This window comes from Streptomyces sp. NPDC044571 (genome assembly GCF_040647115.1).
GTDB lineage: Bacteria > Actinomycetota > Actinomycetes > Streptomycetales > Streptomycetaceae > Streptomyces.
The window spans coordinates 1-22,497 of record NZ_JBEZBN010000019.1; the positions used below are offsets into that span (position 1 = coordinate 1).

Consider the following 22,497-nt stretch of genomic DNA (forward strand, 5'->3'; position numbering starts at 1 on the left):
GCTTCGCGATGGCCTTCGGCCACCCTTGACTGCCCGGCCCGCCCCGGAAAGACAACAGACTGCCGGGAAGCCCCCGGGGAATGGCCGGGGGGTGAGAGTCCAGGAACGGGCCCGTCAGCGATGCCCGGGCCGGCTTCCGTCGCCATGTCCTCATCCGGGGCCGACCGTTCCCCTTCCCGTGTCCCGGTTGGGGCAAGTCGCAGACGGCGACGACGAGATGGGCATCGGCGGCGGACCGGGCGTCGCGCAGCAGAGTCGGCCCCCGCCGGGCCCTTCGGGATCTGCCCTAGGAGGCCGGCCGCTCGCGGACCGGCGCCAGGTCCGTCGACGTCTTCGTCGCGATGAACTCCGTGATGCGGTAGGCGCAGACCCCGGCCACGGTGAAGGGGTCCTCCTCCGCGATGCGTTCGACCTCCGCGCGGGAGACCCCGTGGGCCAGGATGATGCCTCCGTCGCGCGGGACCTTGCGGCCCGAGGCGAGGAAGACGCCGGACGCGTAGTAGGAGTCCAGCCAGGCGATGTGGGCGTCCATCTCCTCTTCGACGGCTTCGACGGGCGCGGTGTAGGTGAGCTCCATGACGAACATGATCGCCAGGCTACCCTCGCTGCTCATGACGAGTGTGAAGACCCCCGCCGACGCGGCCGAGGCCCGGGCGATACAGGACGAACTGCGCCATCACGTCGTGCTCGACGAGCCGGGACCGCCGCCCGGGCGCGGTCTCGTCGCGGGTGTGGACGTCGCCTACGACGACGAGCGCGACCTGGTGGCCGCCGCGGCCGTCGTCCTCGACGCCGCCACCTTGGAGGTCGTCGAGGAGGTGACCGCCGTCGGGCACGTCAGCTTCCCGTACGTCCCGGGCCTGCTCGCCTTCCGTGAGCTGCCCACCGTCCTCGCCGCCCTCGACGCGCTGGCGGCCCCGCCCGATCTCGTCGTGTGCGACGGCTACGGGCTCGCGCACCCGCGCGGCTTCGGTCTCGCCTGCCACCTGGGCGTGGTCACCGGTCTTCCCAGCATGGGCGTCGCGAAGAACCCGTTCACCTTCACCTACGAGGAGCCGGGCGCCCGGCGGGGCGACGCCGCGCCGCTGCTCGCGGCCGACGGCGCCGTCGTCGGGCGGGCCCTGCGGACGCAGGACGGGATCAAGCCGGTGTACGTGTCGGTGGGCCACCGGGTCTCGCTGGACAGCGCCTGCGCCCACGCCCTTGCGCTGAGCCCGCGCTTCCGGATCCCCGAGACCACCCGGCACGCCGATTCGCTGTGCAGGCGGGCGCTGCGCGAGGCTTCCTGAGCGAGCTCACCGTACGTGGGCCACCCGGAAGCGGATCCCGGCCTTCTGGAGCCGGTCCAGCAGGGCGTCGCCCATCGCGACGGCGGTGGTGAGCTGGCCGGCCCGCTGCGGCAGGGCGTCGTAGGCCAGGCACAGGGCCGACTCGGCCAGCATCTTGGCGGTCTCCCCGTAGCCCGGGTCGCCGCCGGAGACCTCGGTGAACACCCGGCGGCCGCCGCCCTCGCCGACGAAGCGGACGGTGAACCAGCTGCGGGCGCGCCGCTCCGCGTCCGGGCCCTGGCCCGGCTCCCAGCGGTTCATCAGCCACCGCCGCGCCGCGGGGACCTGTGCCAGGGCCGCCGTCGCGCCCACCGCCGCCGTACCGCCCACGGCGACCGGGAGGTGCTTGACCGAGGCGTACTGCCGGTAGCGGAAGTCCGGGCCGTACCGCTCCAGCGCGGCTGCCGAGCGGGTGACGATCCGGGCGTCCAGCGTCGGCAGCGGCACGGCCCAGGTGCCGGTCTCCCGGCTGAACCGAGGCGCCCCCAGGGGGCCCCGTGCCCGCCGGCCGTGCAGCCGGGGCTCGTGCAGCCGCCGCTCGCGGGCCGCGGCCAGGGTCTGCGGCCCGCGGCCCATCGCGGTGAGGGCGGAGGCCAGGGTGCCGCCCGAGAAGAGGGCGTTGGACCGCATGAAGCCGTCCACCTGGAGGGGGACCCCCTGCGGCAGCTGCCCCACGGTGAAGTACGCCCCCAGGTCGGCCGGGATCGAGTCGAAGCCGCAGGCGTGCACCAGCCGGGCCCCGGTCTCGCGGGCGCGGGCGTCGTGCGCGACGTACGTCCGGTCCACGAACTCCGGCTCGCCGGTGAGGTCCACGTAGTCCGTGCCCGCCCGGGCACAGGCGGCGACGAGCTCCGCCCCGTAGAGGACGTACGGGCCGACGGTCGTGGCCAGGACGCGGGTGGAGGCGGCCAGCTCCCGCACGGCGCCCGGATCCGCCGCGTCCGCCCGGAGCAGCGGCAGGTTCGCGCAGGCCGGATCGAGCGCGGCGAGCTGTTCGCGCAGCCGCTCCAGCTTGCCGGGGTCGCGTCCGGCGAGGGCCCACCGGCAGTCGGCGGGTGCGTGTGCGGCGAGGTAGGCGGCGGTCAGCGCCCCGACGAAGCCGGTCGCGCCGAAGAGCACGATGTCGTATGTCCGCTCGCGTCCGCGCGCGCGGGCCCGATCGGTCTGTCGGACCTCTTCGTTCATCACGGCTCCTCCCAGCTCGCTGTTGGTGGCTGAGGCTAGCGTGGGGCGGCCGGTGTACGACCGGCGCCCCGGGACCGGCGTGGTGGCCGTTCCCGGGGCGCGGTTGATCAGGGCTTACCGGTGGTTCAGTTGTCCTGGTACATGCCGAAGACGTCGACGATGAGGTCGATGTCGCCGAAGCTCATGTTCCAGAAGTCGACGATGCCGTTGGCCCCGGTACCGGCCTGGACCAGGTTCGGGACGGTCTTGCCCACGGTCCAGTTCAGGGTGGAGGAGCTGGGCTCGGCCGGCCGGACGGCCGTGTCGCCCTCGTAGGCCTCCATCGAGTTCGGGTCGGGCGTGACGGCGAGGAAGCCGGTGTCCTTCGTGTTGGTCACGGTGGTGTTCAGCACGAAGCCCTTGATGTCGGGCTGCCCGACCGCGAGGTCCGCCCAGATGTAGTTGCGGCCGTCCAGCGGGCCCGCCTTGTCGTCCCGCGTGTCGATGGCACGGTCGGGCGCGAAGGGGATGTAGGCGCTGGTGCTCTTGGGGCTGTAGTAGCCGACGACGTCGACGATGACGTCGGCGGGGTTCCAGCCGCCGTTGCGGACGCTGATCTTGCCGTCCGGGCCGACGGGGACGATCACCGAGTTGGCGATGGTCTGGCCGGCCGTGAAGTTCACGTTGGAGGCGGTGGGCGCCGACTGTCCGCTCGGGTAGACGGTCAGGTGGCCGTCGCTCCGGGGGTTGGTGACCGTCACGTTCAGCGCCACGGCCGTGACGCCGGAAGCGGGCACCTGGCCCACTCCGCTGATCTGGGTGCTGAAGCTGCCGTAGCCGGCGAGTTGGCCCTTGGCGGTGCCGAGGCCCGAGCGGGTGTCGACGAAGCGGGCCGGCGTCAGCGGGGTGTAGCCGCTGGACGCGGTGTTCGTGAAGTAGCCGGTGACGTCGGCGATCAGGTCGACCGACTCCCAGCCGCCGTTGTAGAGGTCCACGTAGCCGTTCTCGCCGACCGGCACGATGACCAGGTTCGGGACGGTCTGTCCCGGGGCGAAGTTGACGTTCGAGGTGGTCGGACGCTCGTCGCCGTCGGCGAAGGCGGTGATGTGGCCGCCGCTGCTGGTGTTGGTGACGGTGACGTTGAGGACGACCGCCGTGACGCCGGCCGGAATGCCGCCGTTGCCGCCGACCTTCAGCCGCGAGGAGGTGTACGGGGCGACCTTGGCCTTCGGGGCGCCCGTACCGCTACGGGTGTCCAGGAGGCGGGTGGGGCCGTACGGGGTGTAGTCGGAGCCGGCCGTGCTGACCGCGACCTCGTTGGTGACGGAGGTGTTGTTGGCCTTGTCCGTCACGGTCACCTTGACCGTGTAGGTGCCGACCTCGGCGTAGGTGTGCTCGGACACCACGAGCTCGGTGCCGTTGGCCGTGGCCGGGCTCGTGGTGCCGTCGCCCCAGGCGACGGACACGTCGAGCGGGGTGTCCGCGCTGGTGATGGAGCTGTCCAGCTCGATGCCGTGCGCGCTGAAGCCGAAGGCTTCCAGGGCGACCGCGAGAGTCGGGTTGCCGGCGGTGGTGGCGGTGGCGCCGTCCGCGGCCAGGGTCTGCGGGGCGGCCGTCCTGCTCTTGGCGCCCGGCAGGGTCTGCCGGGTCGACTTCGAGGCGGGGCTGGTGAACTTGGCGCCCTTCGACAGGCCGGCCTCGGCCAGGTCGGGCGTGCTGACGCCGTGGGCCTTGCCGTCGGCCGGGGCACCGTCCGCGTGGGCCATGCCCGGTATGAGAGAAATGCCGGCCGCGAAGACGGCGGCCGATGCTGCGAGTCGGCGGTATGACACCGAGCCCCCTATGGTTCATGAGCCCGTTGAGCAGGGCTGAAAGCCCGCTCAGGGTACACAGCTCCTGAGCGGCCGCTCACGGGCCCCCGCCCTGTGGCCCGTGCCACAGCGGGCAGCGCCCCAGAAGCGGCGTGGAGGCCGTTTCCGGGGCGCTGTGAACAGGGCTTGCGGGAGGTTCAGTTGTCCTCGTAGAAGCCGAACATGTCCACGATGAGGTCGATGTCGCCGTCGCTCTGGTTCCAGAAGTCGATGACCCCGGTGGAGCCGGTGCTCGCCTGGACCAGGTTCGGGACGGTCTTGCCGACGGTCCAGTTCAGGTTGGACGACGTGGGCTCGGGCGGCCAGACGTCCCAGCCGTTGTCGTACGCCTCCTTGGTGTTCGGGTCCGGGGTGACGGCGAGGTAGCCGTTGTCCCGGGTGTTGGTCACCGTGGTGTTCAGCACGTACCCCCTGTCGTTGGGGTACTTCGCACCCAGGGGCATGTAGATGTAGCCGCGGCCGCCCAGCGGACCCCAGGCCCAGTCGTTCGAGTCGCGGGTGTCGAGCAGCCGGAACGGCTCCGTGGGCCGGTACGCGCTCGTACCGGTCGGGCTGTAGTAGCCGACGACGTCGACGATGACGTCGGCGGGGTTCCAGCCGCCGTTGCGGACGCTGATCCTGCCGTCCGGGCCGACGGGGACGATCACCGAGTTGGCGATGGTCTGGCCGGCCGTGAAGTTCACGTTGGAGGCGGTGGGCGCCGACTGTCCGCTCGGGTAGACGGTCAGGTGACCGGCGCTCCGGGGGTTGGTGACCGTCACGTTCAGAGCCACGGCCGTGGCGTTCGCGCCGACGCCGCGCAGACCGGTGATCTGGGTGCTGAAGGTGCCGTAGCCGGCGAGCTGGCCCTTGGCGGTGCCGAGACCCGAGCGCGTGTCGACGAAGCGGGCGGGCGCCATCGGGGTGTAGCCGCTGGACGCGCTGTGCGTGAAGTACCCCGCGACGTCGGCGATCAGGTCGACCGACTCCCAGCCGCCGTTGTAGAGGTTGACGTAGCCGTCGGCTCCGACCGGCACGATGACCAGGTTCGGGACGGTCTGTCCCGGGGCGAAGTTGACGTTCGACGTGGTGGGGAGCGAGCCGCCGCCGGCGTACGCCGTGACGTGGCCCCCGCTGGTGGTGCCGGTGACCGTGACGTTGAGGGCCACGGCGGTCACGCCGGCCGGGATGCCCCCGTTGCCGCCGATCTTCACGCGGACCGGGCTGTACGGGGCGACCTTGTGCTGCGGGGCGCCGGTCCCGTCGCGGGTGTCCAGCAGGCGGGTCGGGCCGTACGGGGTGTAGTCGGAACCGGCGGTGGTGACGGTGAGCGTGTTGGTGACCGAGGTCTGGGCGGAGGTGTCCTCGACCGTGACCGTGATCAGGTACGTGCCCACTTCAGCGTAGTTGTGGGGCATCGTCTCCACACGGGATCCGCTGACGCCGAAGCTCTGCTTCCACCCGTTGTCGCCCCAGTCGATGGTGACGGAGAGGCTCTGGCCGGGGTCGCCCGTGACGCTGGTCTCCAGCGAGATCCCGTGGGCGCTGGTGGCCTTGCCCTTCAGCGCGACCGTGTACGTCGGTTCGGTGGCGGCGGCTGCGCCCTGCGCCTGCGCGGTGGCCTTGGAACCGCCGGACGCCGGGGCGGCCGACTTCACGGCGCGGCCCGCCGGGCTGGTGAAGGTCGGAAGCTGCGACGCCTTGGCCTTGGCCGCGGCCAGGTCGGACGCGCTGACCCCGTGCGCCTTGCCGTCCGCCGGGCCGTCGGCCGCGTGGGCCGTGCCCGGTACGAGAGATATGCCGGCCGCGAGAACGGCGGCGGTTGCTGCGATTCGGCGATGAGACACCGAGTCCCCCCACGTGATGTCTGTGCGGCCCTTGATCAGGGCCGGAAGCCGCCCAGAGTACATAGGCCCCGGGCCCCCGTTCACAGGGGTTTCCGCGGCGGCGGGGCGCGCCCGCCGCAGGCCTTCGGTCCGGTTGCCCGACCGGTGTCCGGACCAGGCCCTAACGTGGGATCGACTGTCGGTGAGCGCAGGCCGCGACCTGCGGTGAGCGGAGGCGTCCATGAAGGCTTCGGTGCGCAAGTGGGAGGCGGTGCGGGCGTTCGCCCGGGGCCTGCCGGAGGCGGTCGAGGAGTACCCGTGGGGCCCGGAGGACTGCGTGGTGAAGGTCAACAAGAAGATCTTCGTCTTCCTGGGGACCGCCGACGGCCCCGGCGCACCCGGTCTCTCCGTGAAGCTCAAGGACGAGGCCCTGCACGGCCACGCGATGACCGCCCCGGGAGCGGAGCCGACCGGGTACGGGCTGGGCCGGGCCGGCTGGGTCTCCCTGCCGCTCGGGGAGAAGGGGGCACCGTCCGTGGAGGTGCTGTGCGAATGGGTGGAGGAGAGCTACCGGACGGTGGCCCTCAAGCGGCACCTGAAGGAGCTCGACGCCCGAAACACGTCAAACGGCTAAGCGCTTGCTCTTGTGCGAAGTGGAACACGTTCCTAGCATCACTGGTGTTACATCAGTTGTGTCACACAGCGCGGTCGGCTACGGGATGCTGGGGGTTCGATGGCAGTGACAGGCAAGGGCCCGCTCGCGGGCGTGCGCGTCGTCGAACTCGCGGGCATCGGGCCCGGCCCGTTCGCCGCCATGCTCCTCGCCGACCTGGGGGCGGACGTGGTCCGGGTGGACCGCCCGGGCGGAGGCGGCCTCGCGATCAACCCCGCCTACGACGTCACCAACCGCAACAAGCGCTCCGTGCTGGTCGACCTGAAGTCCCCCGAGGGCCGCGCCCGCGTACTGGACCTGGCGGCGCGGGCCGATGTCCTCATCGAGGGCTTCCGTCCCGGGGTGGCCGAGCGGCTCGGCGTCGGCCCGGTCGACTGCCACGCCCGGAACCCGAAGCTGGTCTACGGCCGGATGACCGGCTGGGGCCAGGACGGCCCGCTCGCCCACACGGCGGGACACGACATCGCCTACATCGCCGTCACCGGCGCCCTCGGCATGATCGGCGATCCGGACGGACCCCCGGCCGTCCCCGCCAACCTCGTCGGCGACTACGCGGGCGGCTCCCTCTACCTGGTCATCGGCGTCCTCGCCGCCCTCCAACACGCCCGCACCCCCGACGGGACCGGCCAGGTCGTCGACGCGGCCATCGTCGACGGCACCGCCCACCTCACCGCCATGATCCACGGCATGATGGCGGCCGGCGGCTGGCAGGACCGCCGCGGAGCCAACCTGCTCGACGGCGGTTGCCCCTTCTACGGCACCTACGAGACCTCGGACGGCCAGTACATGGCGGTCGGAGCGCTGGAGCAGCAGTTCTACGACACCTTCGTGGAGCTGCTCGGCATCAAGGACCAGGTCCCCGCCCGCAAGGACCTGGCCCGCTGGGGGGAGCTGCGCGAGGCCGTCGCCGCGCGTTTCAAGTCCCGTACGCGCGCGGAGTGGACGGCGGTCTTCGAGGGAACGGATGCCTGCGTGGCGCCGGTGCTGTCCCTGAGCGAGGCCCCGCACCACCCCCACCTGGCCGCCCGCGCCACCTTCACCGACTTCGGCGGGATCACCCAGCCGGCGCCGGCGCCCCGCTTCTCCGCGACCCCCGGCGCCGTCACCTCCGGCCCGGCCCGACCGGGAGCCGACACCACATCCGTGGCCCGCGACTGGGACGTGCCGGGCCTGCTCGGGAAGGGTGAGGACGCCTGATGGAACTGTCCATGATGCTCGACTACGCCACGGACCCGCGCCGGGCCGCCGACGAGGCGGCGGCGCTGGAGTCGGCCGGGCTCGACGCGGTGTGGGTCGCCGAGGCGTGGGGCTTCGACTCCCCGACGATCATGGGATACCTGGCGGCCCGCACCGAACGGATGAAGATCGGCTCCGCGATCCTCAACGTCTACTCCCGCACCCCCGCCCTCATCGCCCAGACGGCGGCCGCCCTGGACGCCATGTCCGGCGGCCGGGCGCTGCTGGGCCTGGGGGCCTCCGGCCCGCAGGTCGTCGAAGGCTGGCACGGCAAACCGTACGACCGGCCCCTCGGCCGGACCCGCGAGACGGTCGAGCTGTGCCGTCGCATCTGGCGGCGCGAGACCATCGACCACCACGGCATCACCGACATGCCGCTGCCGCCCGAGAAGGGCGGCCGGCACGGCAAGCCGCTGAAGCTCCTCACCCGACCGGTCCGCGACCGCGTTCCCGTCTACATCGCCTCGCTCGGCCCGGCGAACGTGCGGATGACCGCGGAGATCGCGGACGGCTGGCTGCCCACGCTCTACATCCCCGAGAAGGCCGACTCCGTGTGGGGGGCCTCCCTCGCCGAGGGCGCCGCCCGGCGCGCCCCGGAGCTCGCACCGCTCGAAACCGTCGCGGGCGGGCTGCTGGCGATCGGCGAGGACGCCGCCGCCGTACGGGACCGGGCCCGCCCCCAGATCGCCCTGTACGTCGGCGGGATGGGCGCGGTCGGCAAGAACTTCTACAACGACCTGGCCGTCGCCTACGGCTACGAGGAGGAGGCCCGGAAGATCCAGGAGCTCTACCTCTCCGGGCGCAAGCGCGACGCGGCCGCCGCCGTCCCCGACGAGTTCTGCGAGCTCATGACGCTGTGCGGGCCGGAGAGTTACGTACGCGAGCGGGTCGAGGCCTTCCGCGAGGCGGGGGTCACCATGCTCAACGTCACGCCCGTCGGCCCCGAGCCGGCCCGACTGATCGAAACCGTCAAGAGCTGGCTCTAGGGGGCCCCGATGCAACGCCGCATCTTCGACGCCGACCACGAGGCGTTCCGCGAGACCGTCCGCACCTTCCTCGCCAAGGAGGTGCTGCCGCACTACGAGCAGTGGGAGAAGGACGGCATCGTCAGCCGCGAGGCCTGGCGGGCCGCCGGCCGCCAGGGCCTGCTGGGGCTGGCCGTCCCCGAGGAGTACGGGGGCGGCGGGAACCCCGACTTCCGCTACGCCGCGGTGATCGCGGAGGAGTTCACCCGAGCGGGCGCGCCCGGACTCGCGATCGGCCTGCACAACGACATCATCGGGCCGTACCTGACCTCGCTGGCCACCGAGGAGCAGAAGCGGCGCTGGCTGCCCGGTTTCTGCTCGGGCGAGACCATCACCGCGATCGCGATGACCGAGCCGGGCGCGGGTTCGGACCTCCAGGGCATCCGGACGAGCGCCGAGGACCGCGGGGACCACTGGGTACTCAACGGGTCGAAGACCTTCATCTCCAACGGCATCCTGGCGGACCTGGTGATCGTGGTCGCCAAGACCACCCCCGAGGGCGGGGCGCACGGTCTGTCGCTGCTGGTCGTCGAGCGCGGCACGGAAGGCTTCGAGCGCGGCCGCAACCTCGCCAAGATCGGCCAGAAGGCACAGGACACCGCCGAGCTGTTCTTCCACGACGTACGCGTCCCCAAGGAGAACCTGCTCGGCGAGCTGAACGGAGCCTTCGTCCACCTGATGACCAACCTCGCGCAGGAGCGGATGGGCATCGCGATGGCCGGCATCGCCGCCGCCGAACACCTGCTGGAGATCACCACCCGGTACGTCAAGGAGCGCGAGGCCTTCGGCCGGCCCCTTTCCAAGCTCCAGCACGTCCGTTTCGAGATCGCGGAGATGGCCACCGAGTGCGCCGTCACCCGCACCTTCCTGGACCGCTGCATCGTCGACCACTCGAACGGCGAGCTGGACCACGTCCACGCCTCGATGGCCAAGTGGTGGGCGACCGAACTCCAGAAGCGGGTCGCCGACCGCTGCCTGCAACTGCACGGCGGATACGGCTACATGAGCGAATACCCGGTCGCACGGGCCTACACCGACGGCCGCATCCAGACCATTTACGGCGGTACGACCGAGATCATGAAGGAGATCATCGGTCGTTCCCTGCTCGGCTGAGACCGGCACCACCGGCCGGCCGGCACGACCGGCTGAACCTTCCCTCGAAAGGCTTGACCAGTGAGCACCGAAGCGTACGTGTACGACGCGATCCGCACGCCGCGCGGCCGCGGCAAGGCCAACGGATCCCTGCACGGCACCAAGCCGATCGACCTGGTGGTCGGCCTGATCCACGCCCTGCGCGAGCGCAACCCCGGACTCGACCCGGCCGCCATCGACGACATCGTCCTCGGTGTCGTCGGCCCGGTCGGCGACCAGGGCTCCGACATCGCCCGGATCGCGGCCATCGCCGCCGGCCTCCCGGACACGGTGGCCGGTGTGCAGGAGAACCGCTTCTGCGCCTCGGGCCTGGAGGCGGTCAACCTGGCCGCCGCGAAGGTCCGCTCCGGCTGGGAGGACCTGGTCCTCGCGGGCGGCGTGGAGTCCATGTCCCGGGTCCCGATGGCCTCCGACGGCGGGGCCTGGTTCAACGACCCGATGACGAACTGGGACGTCAACTTCGTCCCCCAGGGCATCGGCGCCGACCTGATCGCCACCATCGAGGGCTTCTCGCGGCGCGACGTGGACGAGTACGCCGCCCTGTCCCAGGAGCGCGCCGCCACGGCCGTCAAGGAGGGCCGCTTCGCGAAGTCCGTGGTCCCGGTCACCGACCGCAACGGCCTGGTCGTCCTGGACCACGACGAGTTCATGCGCCCGGGCACGACGGCCGACACCCTCGCCAAGCTGAAGCCCTCCTTCGCGGACATCGGCGAGCTCGGCGGCTTCGACGCCGTCGCCCTCCAGAAGTACCACTGGGTCGAGAAGATCGACCACGTCCACCACGCGGGCAACTCCTCGGGCATCGTCGACGGCGCTTCGCTCGTCGCCATCGGCTCCCGCGAGGCGGGGGAGCGGGCCGGCCTGACCCCGCGCGCCCGGATCGTCTCGGCCGCCGTGTCCGGCTCCGAGCCCACCATCATGCTCACCGGCCCCGCCCCGGCCACCCGCAAGGCCCTCGCCAAGGCCGGCCTGACCATCGACGACATCGACCTGATCGAGATCAACGAAGCCTTCGCCGGCGTCGTCCTGCGCTTCGTCAAGGACATGGGAGTCTCCCTCGACAAGGTCAACGTCAACGGCGGCGCCATCGCGCTGGGCCACCCGCTCGGCGCCACCGGCGCGATGATCCTCGGCACCCTCGTCGACGAACTGGAGCGCCAGGACAAGCGCTACGGCCTCGCCACCCTCTGCGTCGGCGGCGGCATGGGCGTGGCCACCGTCGTCGAACGCCTCTGAACCCGTCCTGCACCCGAGCCCACCCCCGACACGGAAGTAGCGAACATGAGCGAGTCCACCACGATCCGCTGGGAGCAGGACGAGACCGGCGTCGTCACCCTGGTCCTCGACGACCCCGACCAGTCCGCCAACACCATGAACCAGGCCTTCAAGGACTCCATCGCGGCCGTCGCCGACCGCGCCGAGGCCGAGAAGGACTCCATCCGGGGCATCATCTTCACCTCCGCCAAGAAGACCTTCTTCGCGGGCGGCGACCTCAAGGACATGATCCGGCTGCGCCCCGAGGACGCCCGGCTGGCCTTCGACACCGGCACCGAGATCAAGGCCTCGCTGCGCCGCATCGAGACCCTCGGCAAGCCGGTCGTCGCCGCCATCAACGGCGCCGCCCTCGGCGGCGGCTACGAGATCTGCCTGGCCTCCCACCACCGGATCGCCCTCGACGCGCCCGGCTCGAAGATCGGCCTGCCCGAGGTCACCCTCGGCCTGCTCCCGGCCGGCGGCGGCGTCACCCGTACCGTGCGCCTGATGGGCATCGCCGACGCGCTGCTCAAGGTGCTGCTCCAGGGCACCCAGTACGACCCCCGGCGCGCCCTGGAGAACGGCCTCGTCCACGAGCTGGCCGCCACGCCCGAGGAGATGCTGGCCAAGGCCCGTGCCTTCATCGACGCGAACCCCGAGTCGCAGCAGCCCTGGGACGTCCCCGGCTACAAGATCCCGGGGGGCACGCCCTCCAACCCGCGGTTCGCCGCCAACCTCCCGGCGTTCCCCGCCAACCTGAAGAAGCAGCTGAACGGGGCCCCGTACCCGGCGCCGCGCAACATCCTCGCCTGCGCCGTCGAGGGCGCCCAGGTGGACTTCGAGACGGCGCTGACCATCGAGGCCCGCTACTTCACCGAGCTGGTCACCGGGCAGACCGCCAAGAACATGATCCAGGCGTTCTTCTTCGACCTCCAGGCCGTCAACGCCGGCCGTAGCCGCCCCCAGGGCATCGAGCCGCGCAAGGTCACGAAGGTCGCCGTCCTCGGCGCCGGGATGATGGGCGCGGGCATCGCCTACTCCTGCGCCCGCGCGGGCATCGAGGTCGTGCTCAAGGACGTCACCCCCGAGGCCGCGGCCAAGGGCAAGGCGTACTCCGAGAAGCTGCTCGACAAGGCGCTCTCGCGCGGCCGTACGACCGAGGCCAAGCGCGCCGAGCTGCTGGCCCGGATCACCCCGACCGCCGACGCGGCCGACCTCGCGGGCTGCGACGCCGTGATCGAGGCGGTCTTCGAGGACACCGCGCTCAAGCACCGGGTGTTCCAGGAGATCCAGGACGTGATCGCCCCGGACGCGCTGCTCTGCTCCAACACCTCCACGCTGCCCATCACCGGGCTCGCGGAAGGGGTGAGGCGCCCCGCCGACTTCATCGGCCTGCACTTCTTCTCGCCCGTCGACAAGATGCCGCTCGTGGAGATCATCAAGGGAGAGCGCACCGGCGACGAAGCCATCGCCCGCGCCTTCGACCTCGTGCGGCAGATCAACAAGACGCCGATCGTGGTCAACGACTCGCGCGGCTTCTTCACCTCGCGCGTCATCGGTCAGTTCATCAACGAGGGCGTGGCCATGGTCGGCGAGGGCATCGAGCCCGCCTCGATCGAACAGGCCGCGGCGCAGGCCGGCTACCCCGCGAAGGTGCTGTCCCTCATGGACGAGCTCACGCTGACCCTCCCGCGGAAGATCCGCAACGAGACCCGCAAGGCCTTCGAGGCCGAGGGCCGGGAGTGGACCGCCCACCCCGCCGACACGGTCATCGACCGGATGGTCGACGAGTTCGACCGCCCGGGGCGCAGCGGCGGGGCCGGCTTCTACGAGTACGACGAGGCGGGCAAGCGCACGCGCATCTGGCCCGGGCTGCGCGAGCACTTCGCCAAGCCGGACGCCGACATCCCCTTCGAGGACATGAAGGAGCGGATGCTCTTCTCCGAGGCGCTGGACACCGTCCGCTGCCTCGACGAGGGCGTCCTGACCTCGATCGCCGACGCCAACATCGGCTCCATCATGGGGATCGGCTTCCCGGCCTGGACCGGCGGTGTGATCCAGTACATCAACGGCTACGAGGGCGGCCTGCCGGGATTCGTGGCCCGGGCGCGTGAGCTGGCAGCCCAGTACGGGGAGCGGTTCACCCCGCCGGCCTCGCTGATCGCGAAGGCCGAGCGCGGGGAGACGTACGCCGACTAGCACGGCGACCTCGGTGACCCGGTGACCGGGTTACCGGGAAGGCCGGCCGGATCGCCTCCGGCCGGCCTTGCCGCTGTGCGGCATCCCGTTCCGAGCCAGATCGGCCACTTCAGCGGCGACGGGGCGAGTGCCAGGAGCGCGACGGTCGGGTACGGGCGGCGCCGCCTCCGCGGCCTGCGCCACGTCGGCGGGCTTCTCGGGCGTCATCGTCCCGGGCCCGTCCGTGCCGCCCGGCTCTCACCCAGCAGGCTGTAGATCCGCTCCGGGGTGAGGGGCAGCTCGCGACAGCGGACGCCGGTGGCATCGCGGAGCGCGTTCGCCAGCGCAGGGGCCACCGGGTTGATGCAGCATTCCGCCATCCCCTTTGCCCCCATCGGCCCGACGGAGTCCGACGAGCCCACGAGCAGCACGTCGGTGCGGGGCACGTCGGCGTAGCTGGGGATCCGGTAGTTGCGGAGGTTCGGGTTGACCATGACGCCGTCCGCGTCGACCTGGAAGTTCTCGGTCAGCGCGAATCCGATGCCCTGGGCGACACCGCCGTCCACCTGTCCGCGCACCTGCTCGGGGTTGATGACCACACCGGCGTCGGCCGCCTGGACGCTGTACAGGATGCGGATCTCGCCCGTCATCCGGTGGACGGCGACCCGGAAGCCCTGGGTGTTGGAGGTGACGCTGCGGGGCGAGCCGTATGCCTTGCGCGCGGCGGTGAACCGGATGCCGCGCGCCCGGGCCAGGGCGACCAGCTCGGCGAGCGGGACGCGCTCGTCCCCGCACATGACGTGGTCGTCGTCCATCGAGCACATCACGACGTGGACGCCCGTGTGCGCGGCGGCGAACTCCAGGATGCGGTCGCGCACCGCGTTGGCCGCCCGGAGCACCGCGTTGCCCGCGACGAACAGCCCGGCACTCGCGAAGGCGCCGGTGTCGAACCCCGTGCGGTCGGTGTCGGACTGGACCAGGCGGATCCGCGAGGGTGTCGTACCCAGCTGGCCGGCCGCGATCTGCACGTGCGCGGTCGAGGTGCCCTCGCCGAATTCCACGGTTCCGACGGCCAGTTCGTACACGAGGTCGTCGCCGAGCGTGATCCAGGCCTCGGAGATGTGCTCCGTCGGGGGCGCGGTCTCGTGCAGCGAACTCGCCACGCCGACCCCCACCAGCCACCCGGGGCCGGGGGACGGCTGATCGGCCGTACGGGCCAGCTCGCCGGCCACGAGGTCGATGCACTTGCAGAGCCCGTCCTCGTTGAACATCACGTCGTCGGGACCCTCGTGCATCGCGACGAGCGGGTCGCCGGGACGCACGATGTTGCGGCGCCGCAGTGCGAGCGGGTCCATGTGCAGGGCGAGGGCCAGCTCGTCCATCGCCGATTCCACGGCGAAGGCCGGCTGGGTCATCCCGTACCCGCGAAGCGCCCCGCTCGGAACGGTGTTGGTGTAGACGGAGTACGCGTCGTACCTCTTGTTGGGGCACCGGTAGATCATGACGGCGGCGCCGCCCGCGTGGAGCGTCTCGCCGCCGTGGTTGCCGTAGGCGCCCGTGTTGGACACGTTGCGCACCTGGAACGCCGTGAGCGTGCCGTCCGCCTTGGCGCCGAGCTTGACGGTCAGCTTCATCGGGTGCCGCGGCGAAGCCGTGGTGAACTCCTCCTCACGCGTGTACTCCAGGCAGACGGGCCGCCCGGTGTCCAGGGCGGCGAGCGCGACGAGGTCCTCCGAGATGACCTCCTGCTTGCCGCCGAAGCCGCCGCCGACGCGCTTGCAGAACACGCGGAGCCGGTCCGGGCGCAGCGCGAACAGATAGGCCAGTTTGCCCTTCGCGATCGACGGCGACTGCGAACTGGTGCGGACGTTCAGCACGCCGTCCTCCATCCAGGCGATCGAGCCGTGGGTCTCCAGGTGCACGTGCTGTACGCGCGGTGAGGAGTACGTGCCCTCGTGGACCACGTCGGCCGCGGCGAAGCCGGCGTCGACGTCGCCGATGTGCGAATGGATCTCCAGCAGCAGGTTGTGGACGCAGTCGCGGACGAACGGGTCCTCCGGACCGTGCAGTTGCGGCGCCCCGTCGGCCATGGCCGCGTCGGGGTCGAAGACCGCGGGCAGCACCTCGTACTCCACGGCCAGCCTCCGGCAGCCCTCCTCCGCCGCCCCGACCGTTTCGGCGAGGACGACGGCGACGCGCTGGCCGACGAAGCGGACCCTGTCGTCGAGGATGTAGGTGTCGTCCGGGTCCACGAGGTGGTCCGTGTGGATCGCCGTGGTGAAGCGCCGGCGCGGCACGTCCTTCCAGGTGTAGACGCGGTGCACGCCGGGGACCGCCAGCGCGGCGCTCTTGTCGATCGAGACGATCCGGGCGTGCGCGTGGGGCGAGTGCAGCACTTTCAGGTGCAGCATGCCCTCCATGCGGGTGTCCATCGTGAACTCGGCCCGGCCGGTCACCACGTCCTCGGCCGCCGGTGCGCCGACGCTCGTGCCCACGGCCTTTCCGGGTGCGGCCGTCTGCACGCCGACGACACCGTTCACGGCGTCCTCGATCGCCCGGTAGCCGGTGCAGCGGCAGAGGTTGCCCTTCAACGCCCGTGGCAGGTCCCTCTTCTGGTCCTCGGTGAACGTCGCAGCGGTCATGATCATCCCGGCGGTGCAGAAGCCGCACTGGAACCCGGGGGCGTCCCGGAACCGGCGCTGTACCGGATGCAGGTCGCCGGGGGAGCCGAGCCCCTCGATCGTCGTCACCCCACGGCCTTCCGCGCGGAAGGCCGGGGTGATGCAGCTGTGCATCGGCGTGCCGTCCAGCCACACCGTGCAGGCACCGCAGTCGCCCGCGTCGCAGCCCTTCTTGACGCCGTAGTGGCCGAGCGCCCGCAGGAAGGTGCGCAGACACTGGCCAGGTTCCGGCTCTTCGTCGAACCTCCTGCCGTTCACGAAGTAGGTCATGCCCAGCTCCCGGCCATGAGTTCGCCGCGGATCTCCTCGGCGAAGTGCCGTGTCAGGTGGCGACGGTGGTCGGGCGTCCCGTTGGGGTCGGCGAACCAGACGTCGGCGGGGACGGCGTCGATGCTCTGCCTCAGGGTCCCGGCCTCGGGCATGGTGTCGAAGGCGAGGCGGACGGGCCGTGTGGTGCCTGCGGTGACGGTGAGCAGCAGATCGCTCGTCCCGGGTGTCTGCGTACCGATGAGGAACACGGTCGAACGGCCGAGGCGGGTCAGCGAGAACCGGCGGTGCACGGCGCGTTTGCGCAGGGCGTGCGCCGGGACCTCGATGCGGCGCAGCACTTCCCCGGGGGCGAGGACGTTGCGGTGGTCGCCGGTCACGAAGCGGAGGGCGTCGACGGTGCGCACGGACCCGTCGGCGGCCCACAGCTCGTACCGTGCCTCCAGCGCGACCGTCAGCGTGATCATCGGGCCCGCGGGCAGGGACATGCAGATGTTTCCGCCCACGGTGGCCGCGTTCCAGACCTTGAACGAGGACAGGAACGCCTCGCAGGCGCTCGCGAGCAGGCCGCCCGCGAGCCAGTCGCGCGGCGGTACGAAGGCGTGCAGGTCGCGGATGGTGCACGTCGCGCCGATCTCCAGGCCCGCGGCGCTCCGTACGAGGGGATCCCAGGGCAGTGCGGTCAGGTCCAACAGTCGGCGCAGGTCCGGCTGTTCGGTGGAGAACAGCCAGGTGCCGCCGGCGAGCCAGGCGTCTCCCGCCTGCCAGTCGGCGCCCGGCCGGTCGGAAGGCCGCCGCACGACTTCGGTGATGGTGTTGAGGTCCATGCAGATGTCACCCGCCCGGTGCGCGCAGGGAGCGGTGCCACGTCGAGCGGCGGAATCGTCGATGGACCGTCGCGGCCGGGAACCGCTCGATCGAGAAGGGATTGGCGGACGCGTGGATTCCTCTCCAGCGTACCGAGCACGGCCCGGGCCCGCGCGGACAGCGGGGACCGGGCCGTCATCAGTCCTCTGCGGGCTCCGAGACGAACGCCGCCCGCAGTTCCTCCTTCAACGACCGCTGGAAGGCGGTCACCAGCGCCTGCACCACCATCGGCTGCATGTGCGCGGACAGCGCCTTCATGGACTCCACCCGCTCCGGATCGCTCTCGCCCTGCGTGAACGGCCCCCACACCTCGTCCCGGAACAGCGCGGTCAGCTCGTGCGCCGCCGTCCGCGCGTGCTCCAGCAGCACCTTGCGCGCGACGAGGATCGTCTCGTGGGCGATCGGTACGTCGAGCAGCGCGACGCCCAGCCGCAGCAGCCCCACGTCCACCCGGAAGCCCTCCGCGGTCGGGGCCACCACGTTCATCGCCGTCAGGCGCCGCAGATCGCCCTCGGTCAGCGGCCGCCCCGCACGCTTCTCCAGCTCCTCCCGGGAGGACTCCAGCGCCGAGTCGGGGGCCCATGTGGCCACCAGCGCCCGGTGGATCGCCAGGTCGTGGGCGCTCAGGTCGTCCGGCAGGGCGTCCAGGTAGCGCTGGATGGCCGACAGCGTCATGCCCTGGTGCTGCAACTCCTCGATCAGCGCGAGCCGCGACACGTGCTCGGGGCCGTAGTGGCCCACCCGGCGGGGTCCGATCACGGGAGGGGGCAAAAGGCCGCGGGTGCTGTAGAACCGTACGGTGCGGACGGTCACACCCGCCCGGGCGGCGAGCTCGTCGACGGTGAGCGCGGGCCCGGGTGCCTCGGTGGTCATGGTCTCCGCCTCGCTCTCTGCTGCGCGCGCAGTGCAGCCGGTACAGCCTCGGTACAGCTTCAACAGTATTGCTGTCGCACCAACGATGTGAAACGGCCAGGAGCTGCCCATGACCACGAACCTGCGACTGCCCGGACCCGCCGAAGAGCTCACCCTCCCCGCCCTGCTCGCCCGCAACGCCGCCGAACACGCCGAGCTGCCCGCCCTCTCGTGGCGCACCGGCGAGGCCGACTGGACGACGCTCACCTGGTCGGAAGTCCGCCGCAAGGTGGCCGTCCTCGCCTCCGGGTACGCCGCGCTCGGCATCGAACGCGGCGAACACGTCCTGATCATGATGGGCAACCGCCCCGAGCACTGGCTCAGCGACCTCGCCCTCGTCCACCTCGGCGCCGTCCCCGTCACCGTGTACGGGACCTCCGCGCCCGAGCAGATCGCCCACATCGCCCGACACAGCCGGGCCCGGTTCGCCGTCATCGAAGGCGCCCGCGAACTCGCCCGGTGGGAACCCCTGCTCGCCGACGCCACCGTGCCGCTGGAGCGGCTGGTCGTGGCCGAGGCCGACAGCCTGGCCGCCGGGAGCCCGCACGGTACGTACGACTCCCTCTACGCGAGCGGCGCCCGGATGCACCGCGCCGACGCCTTCGAGAAGGCATGGCGGGAGGCCCGCCCCGAGGACCCGCTCACCGTCGTCTACACCTCGGGCACGACCGGCGACCCCAAGGGGGTCCGGCTCACCCACCGCAACATCCTGCTCCAGTCCGTCCGCCTCGACCGGCGCGTGGAACTGCCCGAGCACGCCGAGCACATCTGCTACCTGCCCTTCGCGCACATCGCCGAGCGGATCCTCGGCATCTACCTGCCGCTGCTGCGGGCCGCCCACGTACGCCTCGTCGCCGACCCGGCCGCCGTGGCGCTCGCCGTCCGCGAACTGCGTCCGGTGCAGTTCTTCGGCGTGCCCCGGGTGTGGGAGAAACTCGCCGCGTCAGTCCGCGCGGTGCTGTCCCGGCTTCCGGCCGGGCAGCGGGAGGCCATCGAGGCCGCGAACGTCGTCGCCCGCGCCCGGGCCGGCCACCGGGAGCGCGGAGAGGAGGTTCCGGCCGCGCTCGAAGCCTCGTACGCGGAGGTCAAGCAGCAGGTGCTGGACCCGCTGCTGGGCCGGGCGGGGCTGGACCGGCTGCTGTGGACCGCCAGCGCGACCGCCCCGATGCCGATCGACGTGGTCCGGTTCTGGGCGGGCTGGGGGATCACCATCATGGACGCCTGGGGGCTCACCGAGACTTCCGGCGTGTGCACCGTCAACAGCCCGGACGGCTTCCGGCTGGGCTCGGTCGGACGCCCGATCGAGGGGCTGGAACTGCGGCTCGCGGAAGACGGGGAGATCCTCGCGCGGGGCGAGACCGTCTTCGCGGGCTACCTGCGCCCGGACGGCTCGGTGGAGCGCGCGCACGACGGCGACGGCTGGTTCGCCACCGGGGACATCGGCCGGATCGACGAGGACGGCTTCCTCTGGCTCACCGACCGCAAGAAGGAGCTGATCATCACCTCGACCGGGAAGAACGTCTCGCCGGCCCTGGTGGAGAACACCGTCAAGGAGCACCCGCTGATCGGCCAAGCCCTGGTGCACGGCGACGGCCGCTCCTATCTGGTCGCCCTCCTGGTCCTGGACCCGGAGATGGCCCCCGCCTGGGCCGCGGCCCGGGGAATCGAGGCCGCTTCGCCCGACCTGCTCGTCCGCCACCCGGCCGTGCAGGAGGAGGTGGCCCGCGCCGTCGAGGCCGCGAACGCCCGCCTCAACCGGACCGAGCAGATCAAGCGGTACCGGCTGCTGGCCGAGGAATGGGGCCCTGAGTCGGGGGAGTTGACGCCCTCGCTCAAGCTGCGCCGCCGGGTGGTGCGGGAGAAGTACGGCGCGCTGATCGAGGCCCTGTACGCGGAGCCGTACGCGGCGGACTGACGCCGGCCGGGGCTGTGTGCAGGAGCCGCCGCACCCGGTGGACGGACCGGGTGCGGCGGGGGCCGGGTGCGGCGGGGGCCGGGGGCTACCTGCCGATCAGCGGGTAGTGGTCCGAGAGGTTGGCGTAGGTGTAGGAGGTGCCCCAGCTGGAGACCGTCCAGGGCGCCGACTCCTCCTTGACCACGTTGTTCTCCCAGCCCGCCGGGCGGGCGTTGCCCCTGCGGTAGAGGACGTAGTCCAGGTCCTCGCGCGGGTCGCTCGGGTAGCGGTAGTGGGCGATCGAGTTCAGCGCGGTGTCGAAGGAGTACGGGTGGCCGGTGCGCGCGTCCGAGTCGGCGAGGTCGGCGTTGGCGAGCATCGAGGCGAACTCGGGGCTGCGGGAGTCGACGTTCATGTCCCCCGCGACGATGACCTGTTCGCCGGCCGGGATGTTCTTGCCGTCCAGGAAGGCGTCGATCGCCCTGAACTGGCGGGCGCGCATCTCGGCCGCCTCGCCCGCGGCGCAGCCCGAGTCGGTGGACTGCGCGTGGGTGCCCACCACGTGGACCCTGGTGCCGTTCACGTTCAGCACCACGTAGGCGAAGCCCTTGTTGGACCACCAGTCGGCGCCGCAGGCGTCCTTGTAGACGACCTGCTCCTTGCGCAGGATCGGCCACTTGCTCAGCACGGTGACGCCGCCGTCCTCCGGGGTGGTGGAGGAGTAGGCGCCGCCCGTGGCGTCCCAGCCGCTCTTGCTGCGGCCGACGACCGGGGTCTGGTACGGGTACCGGGCCGAGGCGTTGGCCTTCAGGGCGTCCGAGGCCCCGTTGTCGAAGGCCTCCTGGAGCACGACCACGTCGTGCCCCTGGAAGAAGGAGGCCTTGGGGATCTCCGAAGCCCGGTGGTCCTGGCCCCAGTTGGGATAGAGGTTCTTGCTCATCAGGAACGTGTTGTACGTCAGGACGCTGAGCCGGGGGGCGGTGGCACTCTCCGACGCGGTGGCGGCGGGGGCGCCGACGACGGTCAGCGCTCCGGCGGCCATCGCCGCAACGGCCGCGACGGCGACACGGGAACGGCCGTGCGATGTGTGCAGCATGGGGTCTCCGTCATTCCTGCGGGGGGAGATCGACGCCGTCATACAAGCAGCCGCGGTTACTTCGGGGTAACACCCGTGACACCACTTTCTGTCCGGCGCGGAACATCGCGCGGAACCCCCACAAGCGGAGCCGGTCATACTGGACGTATGAGTACGACGGAGCAGCCCGCCGAGCGCGTTTCACGACCCGGGACCGCGCGGCGCGGCGAGCCCGAGCCGCCGCCGCCCGGCGGGGTGCTCTGGACCATCTCCGGTGACATCCGGGCGCTGCTGATGCTGCCCGCCGCCTTCACGATGCAGGTCGCGCATCCCGCCATCGCGGCCGGGGTCGACGCGTACTCGGTCTTCCGCACGGACCCCTGGGGGCGCGGTGAGCGCTCACTGCGCTCCGTACAGCTGTGGGTGTACGGCGGCCCCGAGGCCGCCGCCGAGGGGCGCAGGGTGCGCCGGCTGCACAAGGACATCCAGGGCATCGACACCCGGGGGCGGCGCTACCACTCCCTCGACCCCGCCTGCTACGCCTGGGTGCACGCCACCGGCTTCCCGGTCTACCTGCACGCCGGGCGCTACCTGCTGCGCCGCTTCACCCCTGCCCAGGAGCGGCAGCTGTACCGGGAGTGGCTCCAGGTGGGCCGGATCCTCGGCCTGCGCGACCGGGACATGCCGCAGAGCATCGAGGAGTACTGGCCGTACTACCGCCGGATGCTCGCCGAGGAGATCGAGCCCACCACGGTCGCCCGCGAGCTGGTCGCCACGGACGTGCCGCTGCCGCGGCCCGAGGGCGGCTCCCTGCCGGTGCGGCTGCTGCTGCGGCTGACCTGGCCGGTGCTGCGCAGGGCGTTCCTGCGGCTGCGGGCCTTCGTCACCGTCGGCTACATGCCGCCCGACGCCCGCGCCGCCATCGGGCTGGAGTGGACCCCGGCCCAGGAGCGCAGGCTCCGGCGGTTCAGCACGGGCGTACGGCTCCTCGTACCGCTGCTGCCGGAGCGGCTGCGGTACCTGCCGCTCGCGCGCGCGGCACGGGCGCGGTGGCGCGCCGGCGCCCGCTGAGGGGCGCCGGCGCGCATCCGGTCACGGTACGGATGACCGATGAC

At 71.8% G+C, this 22,497-nt stretch carries 17 protein-coding genes; 9 read left to right on the plus strand and 8 right to left on the minus strand.

Annotation, left to right across the window (positions count from 1 at the left end; all coding sequences use genetic code 11):
* Nucleotides 1–286: 286 nt before the first annotated feature.
* A complete protein-coding gene (locus AB0B01_RS12630; protein WP_361716818.1) occupies nt 287–586 on the minus strand; it encodes a YciI family protein in 300 nt (99 codons plus the stop codon).
* 25 nt (nt 587–611) lie between these two features.
* Here AB0B01_RS12630 and AB0B01_RS12635 point away from each other — a divergent pair, with 25 nt between their 5' ends.
* Nucleotides 612–1,289 (plus strand): endonuclease V, encoded by a 678-nt coding sequence (locus tag AB0B01_RS12635; protein ID WP_361716560.1) that lies wholly within the window; start codon nt 612–614, stop codon nt 1,287–1,289.
* Between the two features lie 6 nt (nt 1,290–1,295).
* Here AB0B01_RS12635 and AB0B01_RS12640 read toward each other — a convergent pair whose 3' ends face one another.
* From AB0B01_RS12640 to AB0B01_RS12650, 3 genes are all read right to left on the minus strand, one after another.
* Nucleotides 1,296–2,513, minus strand: a complete 1,218-nt coding sequence (locus tag AB0B01_RS12640) for a saccharopine dehydrogenase NADP-binding domain-containing protein (RefSeq protein ID WP_361716563.1) — start codon at nt 2,511–2,513, stop codon at nt 1,296–1,298.
* A 125-nt stretch (nt 2,514–2,638) separates the two neighbouring features.
* Nucleotides 2,639–4,258, minus strand: a complete 1,620-nt coding sequence (locus tag AB0B01_RS12645) for a PKD domain-containing protein (protein WP_361716566.1) — start codon at nt 4,256–4,258, stop codon at nt 2,639–2,641.
* A gap of 242 nt (nt 4,259–4,500) precedes the next feature.
* Nucleotides 4,501–6,189: a hypothetical protein gene (locus tag AB0B01_RS12650; RefSeq protein WP_361716569.1), complete on the minus strand. Its 1,689-nt coding sequence runs from the start codon at nt 6,187–6,189 to the stop codon at nt 4,501–4,503.
* 220 nt (nt 6,190–6,409) lie between these two features.
* On the opposite strand from AB0B01_RS12650, the gene AB0B01_RS12655 reads away from it, so the two are divergent.
* The 6 genes from AB0B01_RS12655 to AB0B01_RS12680 all read left to right on the plus strand — a co-directional run bounded on the left by AB0B01_RS12655 (nt 6,410) and on the right by AB0B01_RS12680 (nt 13,707).
* Nucleotides 6,410–6,802 carry an MmcQ/YjbR family DNA-binding protein gene (locus AB0B01_RS12655; protein ID WP_361716572.1) on the plus strand — a complete coding sequence of 131 codons (393 nt, stop codon included), beginning with the start codon at nt 6,410–6,412 and terminating at the stop codon, nt 6,800–6,802.
* Nucleotides 6,803–6,901: 99 nt separating this feature from the next.
* Complete coding sequence (locus tag AB0B01_RS12660; protein ID WP_361716574.1) at nt 6,902–8,038, plus strand: CaiB/BaiF CoA-transferase family protein; 1,137 nt, start codon at nt 6,902–6,904, stop codon at nt 8,036–8,038.
* A complete protein-coding gene (locus tag AB0B01_RS12665; protein ID WP_361716577.1) occupies nt 8,038–9,063 on the plus strand; it encodes an LLM class F420-dependent oxidoreductase in 1,026 nt (341 codons plus the stop codon). Before AB0B01_RS12660 ends, AB0B01_RS12665 begins: the two co-directional genes overlap by 1 nt.
* Before the next feature lie 9 nt (nt 9,064–9,072).
* Nucleotides 9,073–10,215 (plus strand): acyl-CoA dehydrogenase family protein, encoded by a 1,143-nt coding sequence (locus AB0B01_RS12670; RefSeq protein WP_361716580.1) that lies wholly within the window; start codon nt 9,073–9,075, stop codon nt 10,213–10,215.
* A 60-nt stretch (nt 10,216–10,275) separates the two neighbouring features.
* Nucleotides 10,276–11,490, plus strand: coding sequence for an acetyl-CoA C-acetyltransferase (locus AB0B01_RS12675; protein ID WP_361716583.1), 1,215 nt, complete (start codon nt 10,276–10,278; stop codon nt 11,488–11,490).
* A gap of 45 nt (nt 11,491–11,535) precedes the next feature.
* Nucleotides 11,536–13,707, plus strand: a complete 2,172-nt coding sequence (locus AB0B01_RS12680; RefSeq protein WP_361716586.1) for a 3-hydroxyacyl-CoA dehydrogenase NAD-binding domain-containing protein — start codon at nt 11,536–11,538, stop codon at nt 13,705–13,707.
* Between the two features lie 203 nt (nt 13,708–13,910).
* On the opposite strand, the gene AB0B01_RS12685 is transcribed toward AB0B01_RS12680, so the two are convergent.
* The 3 genes from AB0B01_RS12685 to AB0B01_RS12695 form a co-directional block, all read right to left on the minus strand.
* Nucleotides 13,911–16,637 carry a molybdopterin cofactor-binding domain-containing protein gene (locus AB0B01_RS12685; protein ID WP_361716589.1) on the minus strand — a complete coding sequence of 909 codons (2,727 nt, stop codon included), beginning with the start codon at nt 16,635–16,637 and terminating at the stop codon, nt 13,911–13,913.
* The gene (locus tag AB0B01_RS12690; protein WP_361716592.1) at nt 16,634–17,461 is read right to left on the minus strand and encodes an FAD binding domain-containing protein; all 828 of its coding nucleotides are present in this window, start codon (nt 17,459–17,461) and stop codon (nt 16,634–16,636) included. Before AB0B01_RS12690 ends, AB0B01_RS12685 begins: the two co-directional genes overlap by 4 nt.
* Before the next feature lie 178 nt (nt 17,462–17,639).
* Nucleotides 17,640–18,374: a MerR family transcriptional regulator gene (locus tag AB0B01_RS12695; protein ID WP_361716595.1), complete on the minus strand. Its 735-nt coding sequence runs from the start codon at nt 18,372–18,374 to the stop codon at nt 17,640–17,642.
* Nucleotides 18,375–18,483: 109 nt separating this feature from the next.
* Between AB0B01_RS12695 and AB0B01_RS12700 the strand changes: the two genes are divergently transcribed.
* On the plus strand, nt 18,484–20,328 hold the full coding sequence (locus AB0B01_RS12700) for an AMP-dependent synthetase/ligase (RefSeq protein ID WP_361716598.1): 1,845 nt from the start codon (nt 18,484–18,486) through the stop codon (nt 20,326–20,328).
* 85 nt (nt 20,329–20,413) lie between these two features.
* On the opposite strand, the gene sph is transcribed toward AB0B01_RS12700, so the two are convergent.
* The gene (gene sph, locus AB0B01_RS12705; RefSeq protein ID WP_361716601.1) at nt 20,414–21,403 is read right to left on the minus strand and encodes a sphingomyelin phosphodiesterase; all 990 of its coding nucleotides are present in this window, start codon (nt 21,401–21,403) and stop codon (nt 20,414–20,416) included.
* Between the two features lie 147 nt (nt 21,404–21,550).
* On the opposite strand from sph, the gene AB0B01_RS12710 reads away from it, so the two are divergent.
* The gene (locus tag AB0B01_RS12710; protein WP_361716604.1) at nt 21,551–22,453 is read left to right on the plus strand and encodes an oxygenase MpaB family protein; all 903 of its coding nucleotides are present in this window, start codon (nt 21,551–21,553) and stop codon (nt 22,451–22,453) included.
* The last annotated feature ends 44 nt before the right edge of the window (nt 22,454–22,497 follow it).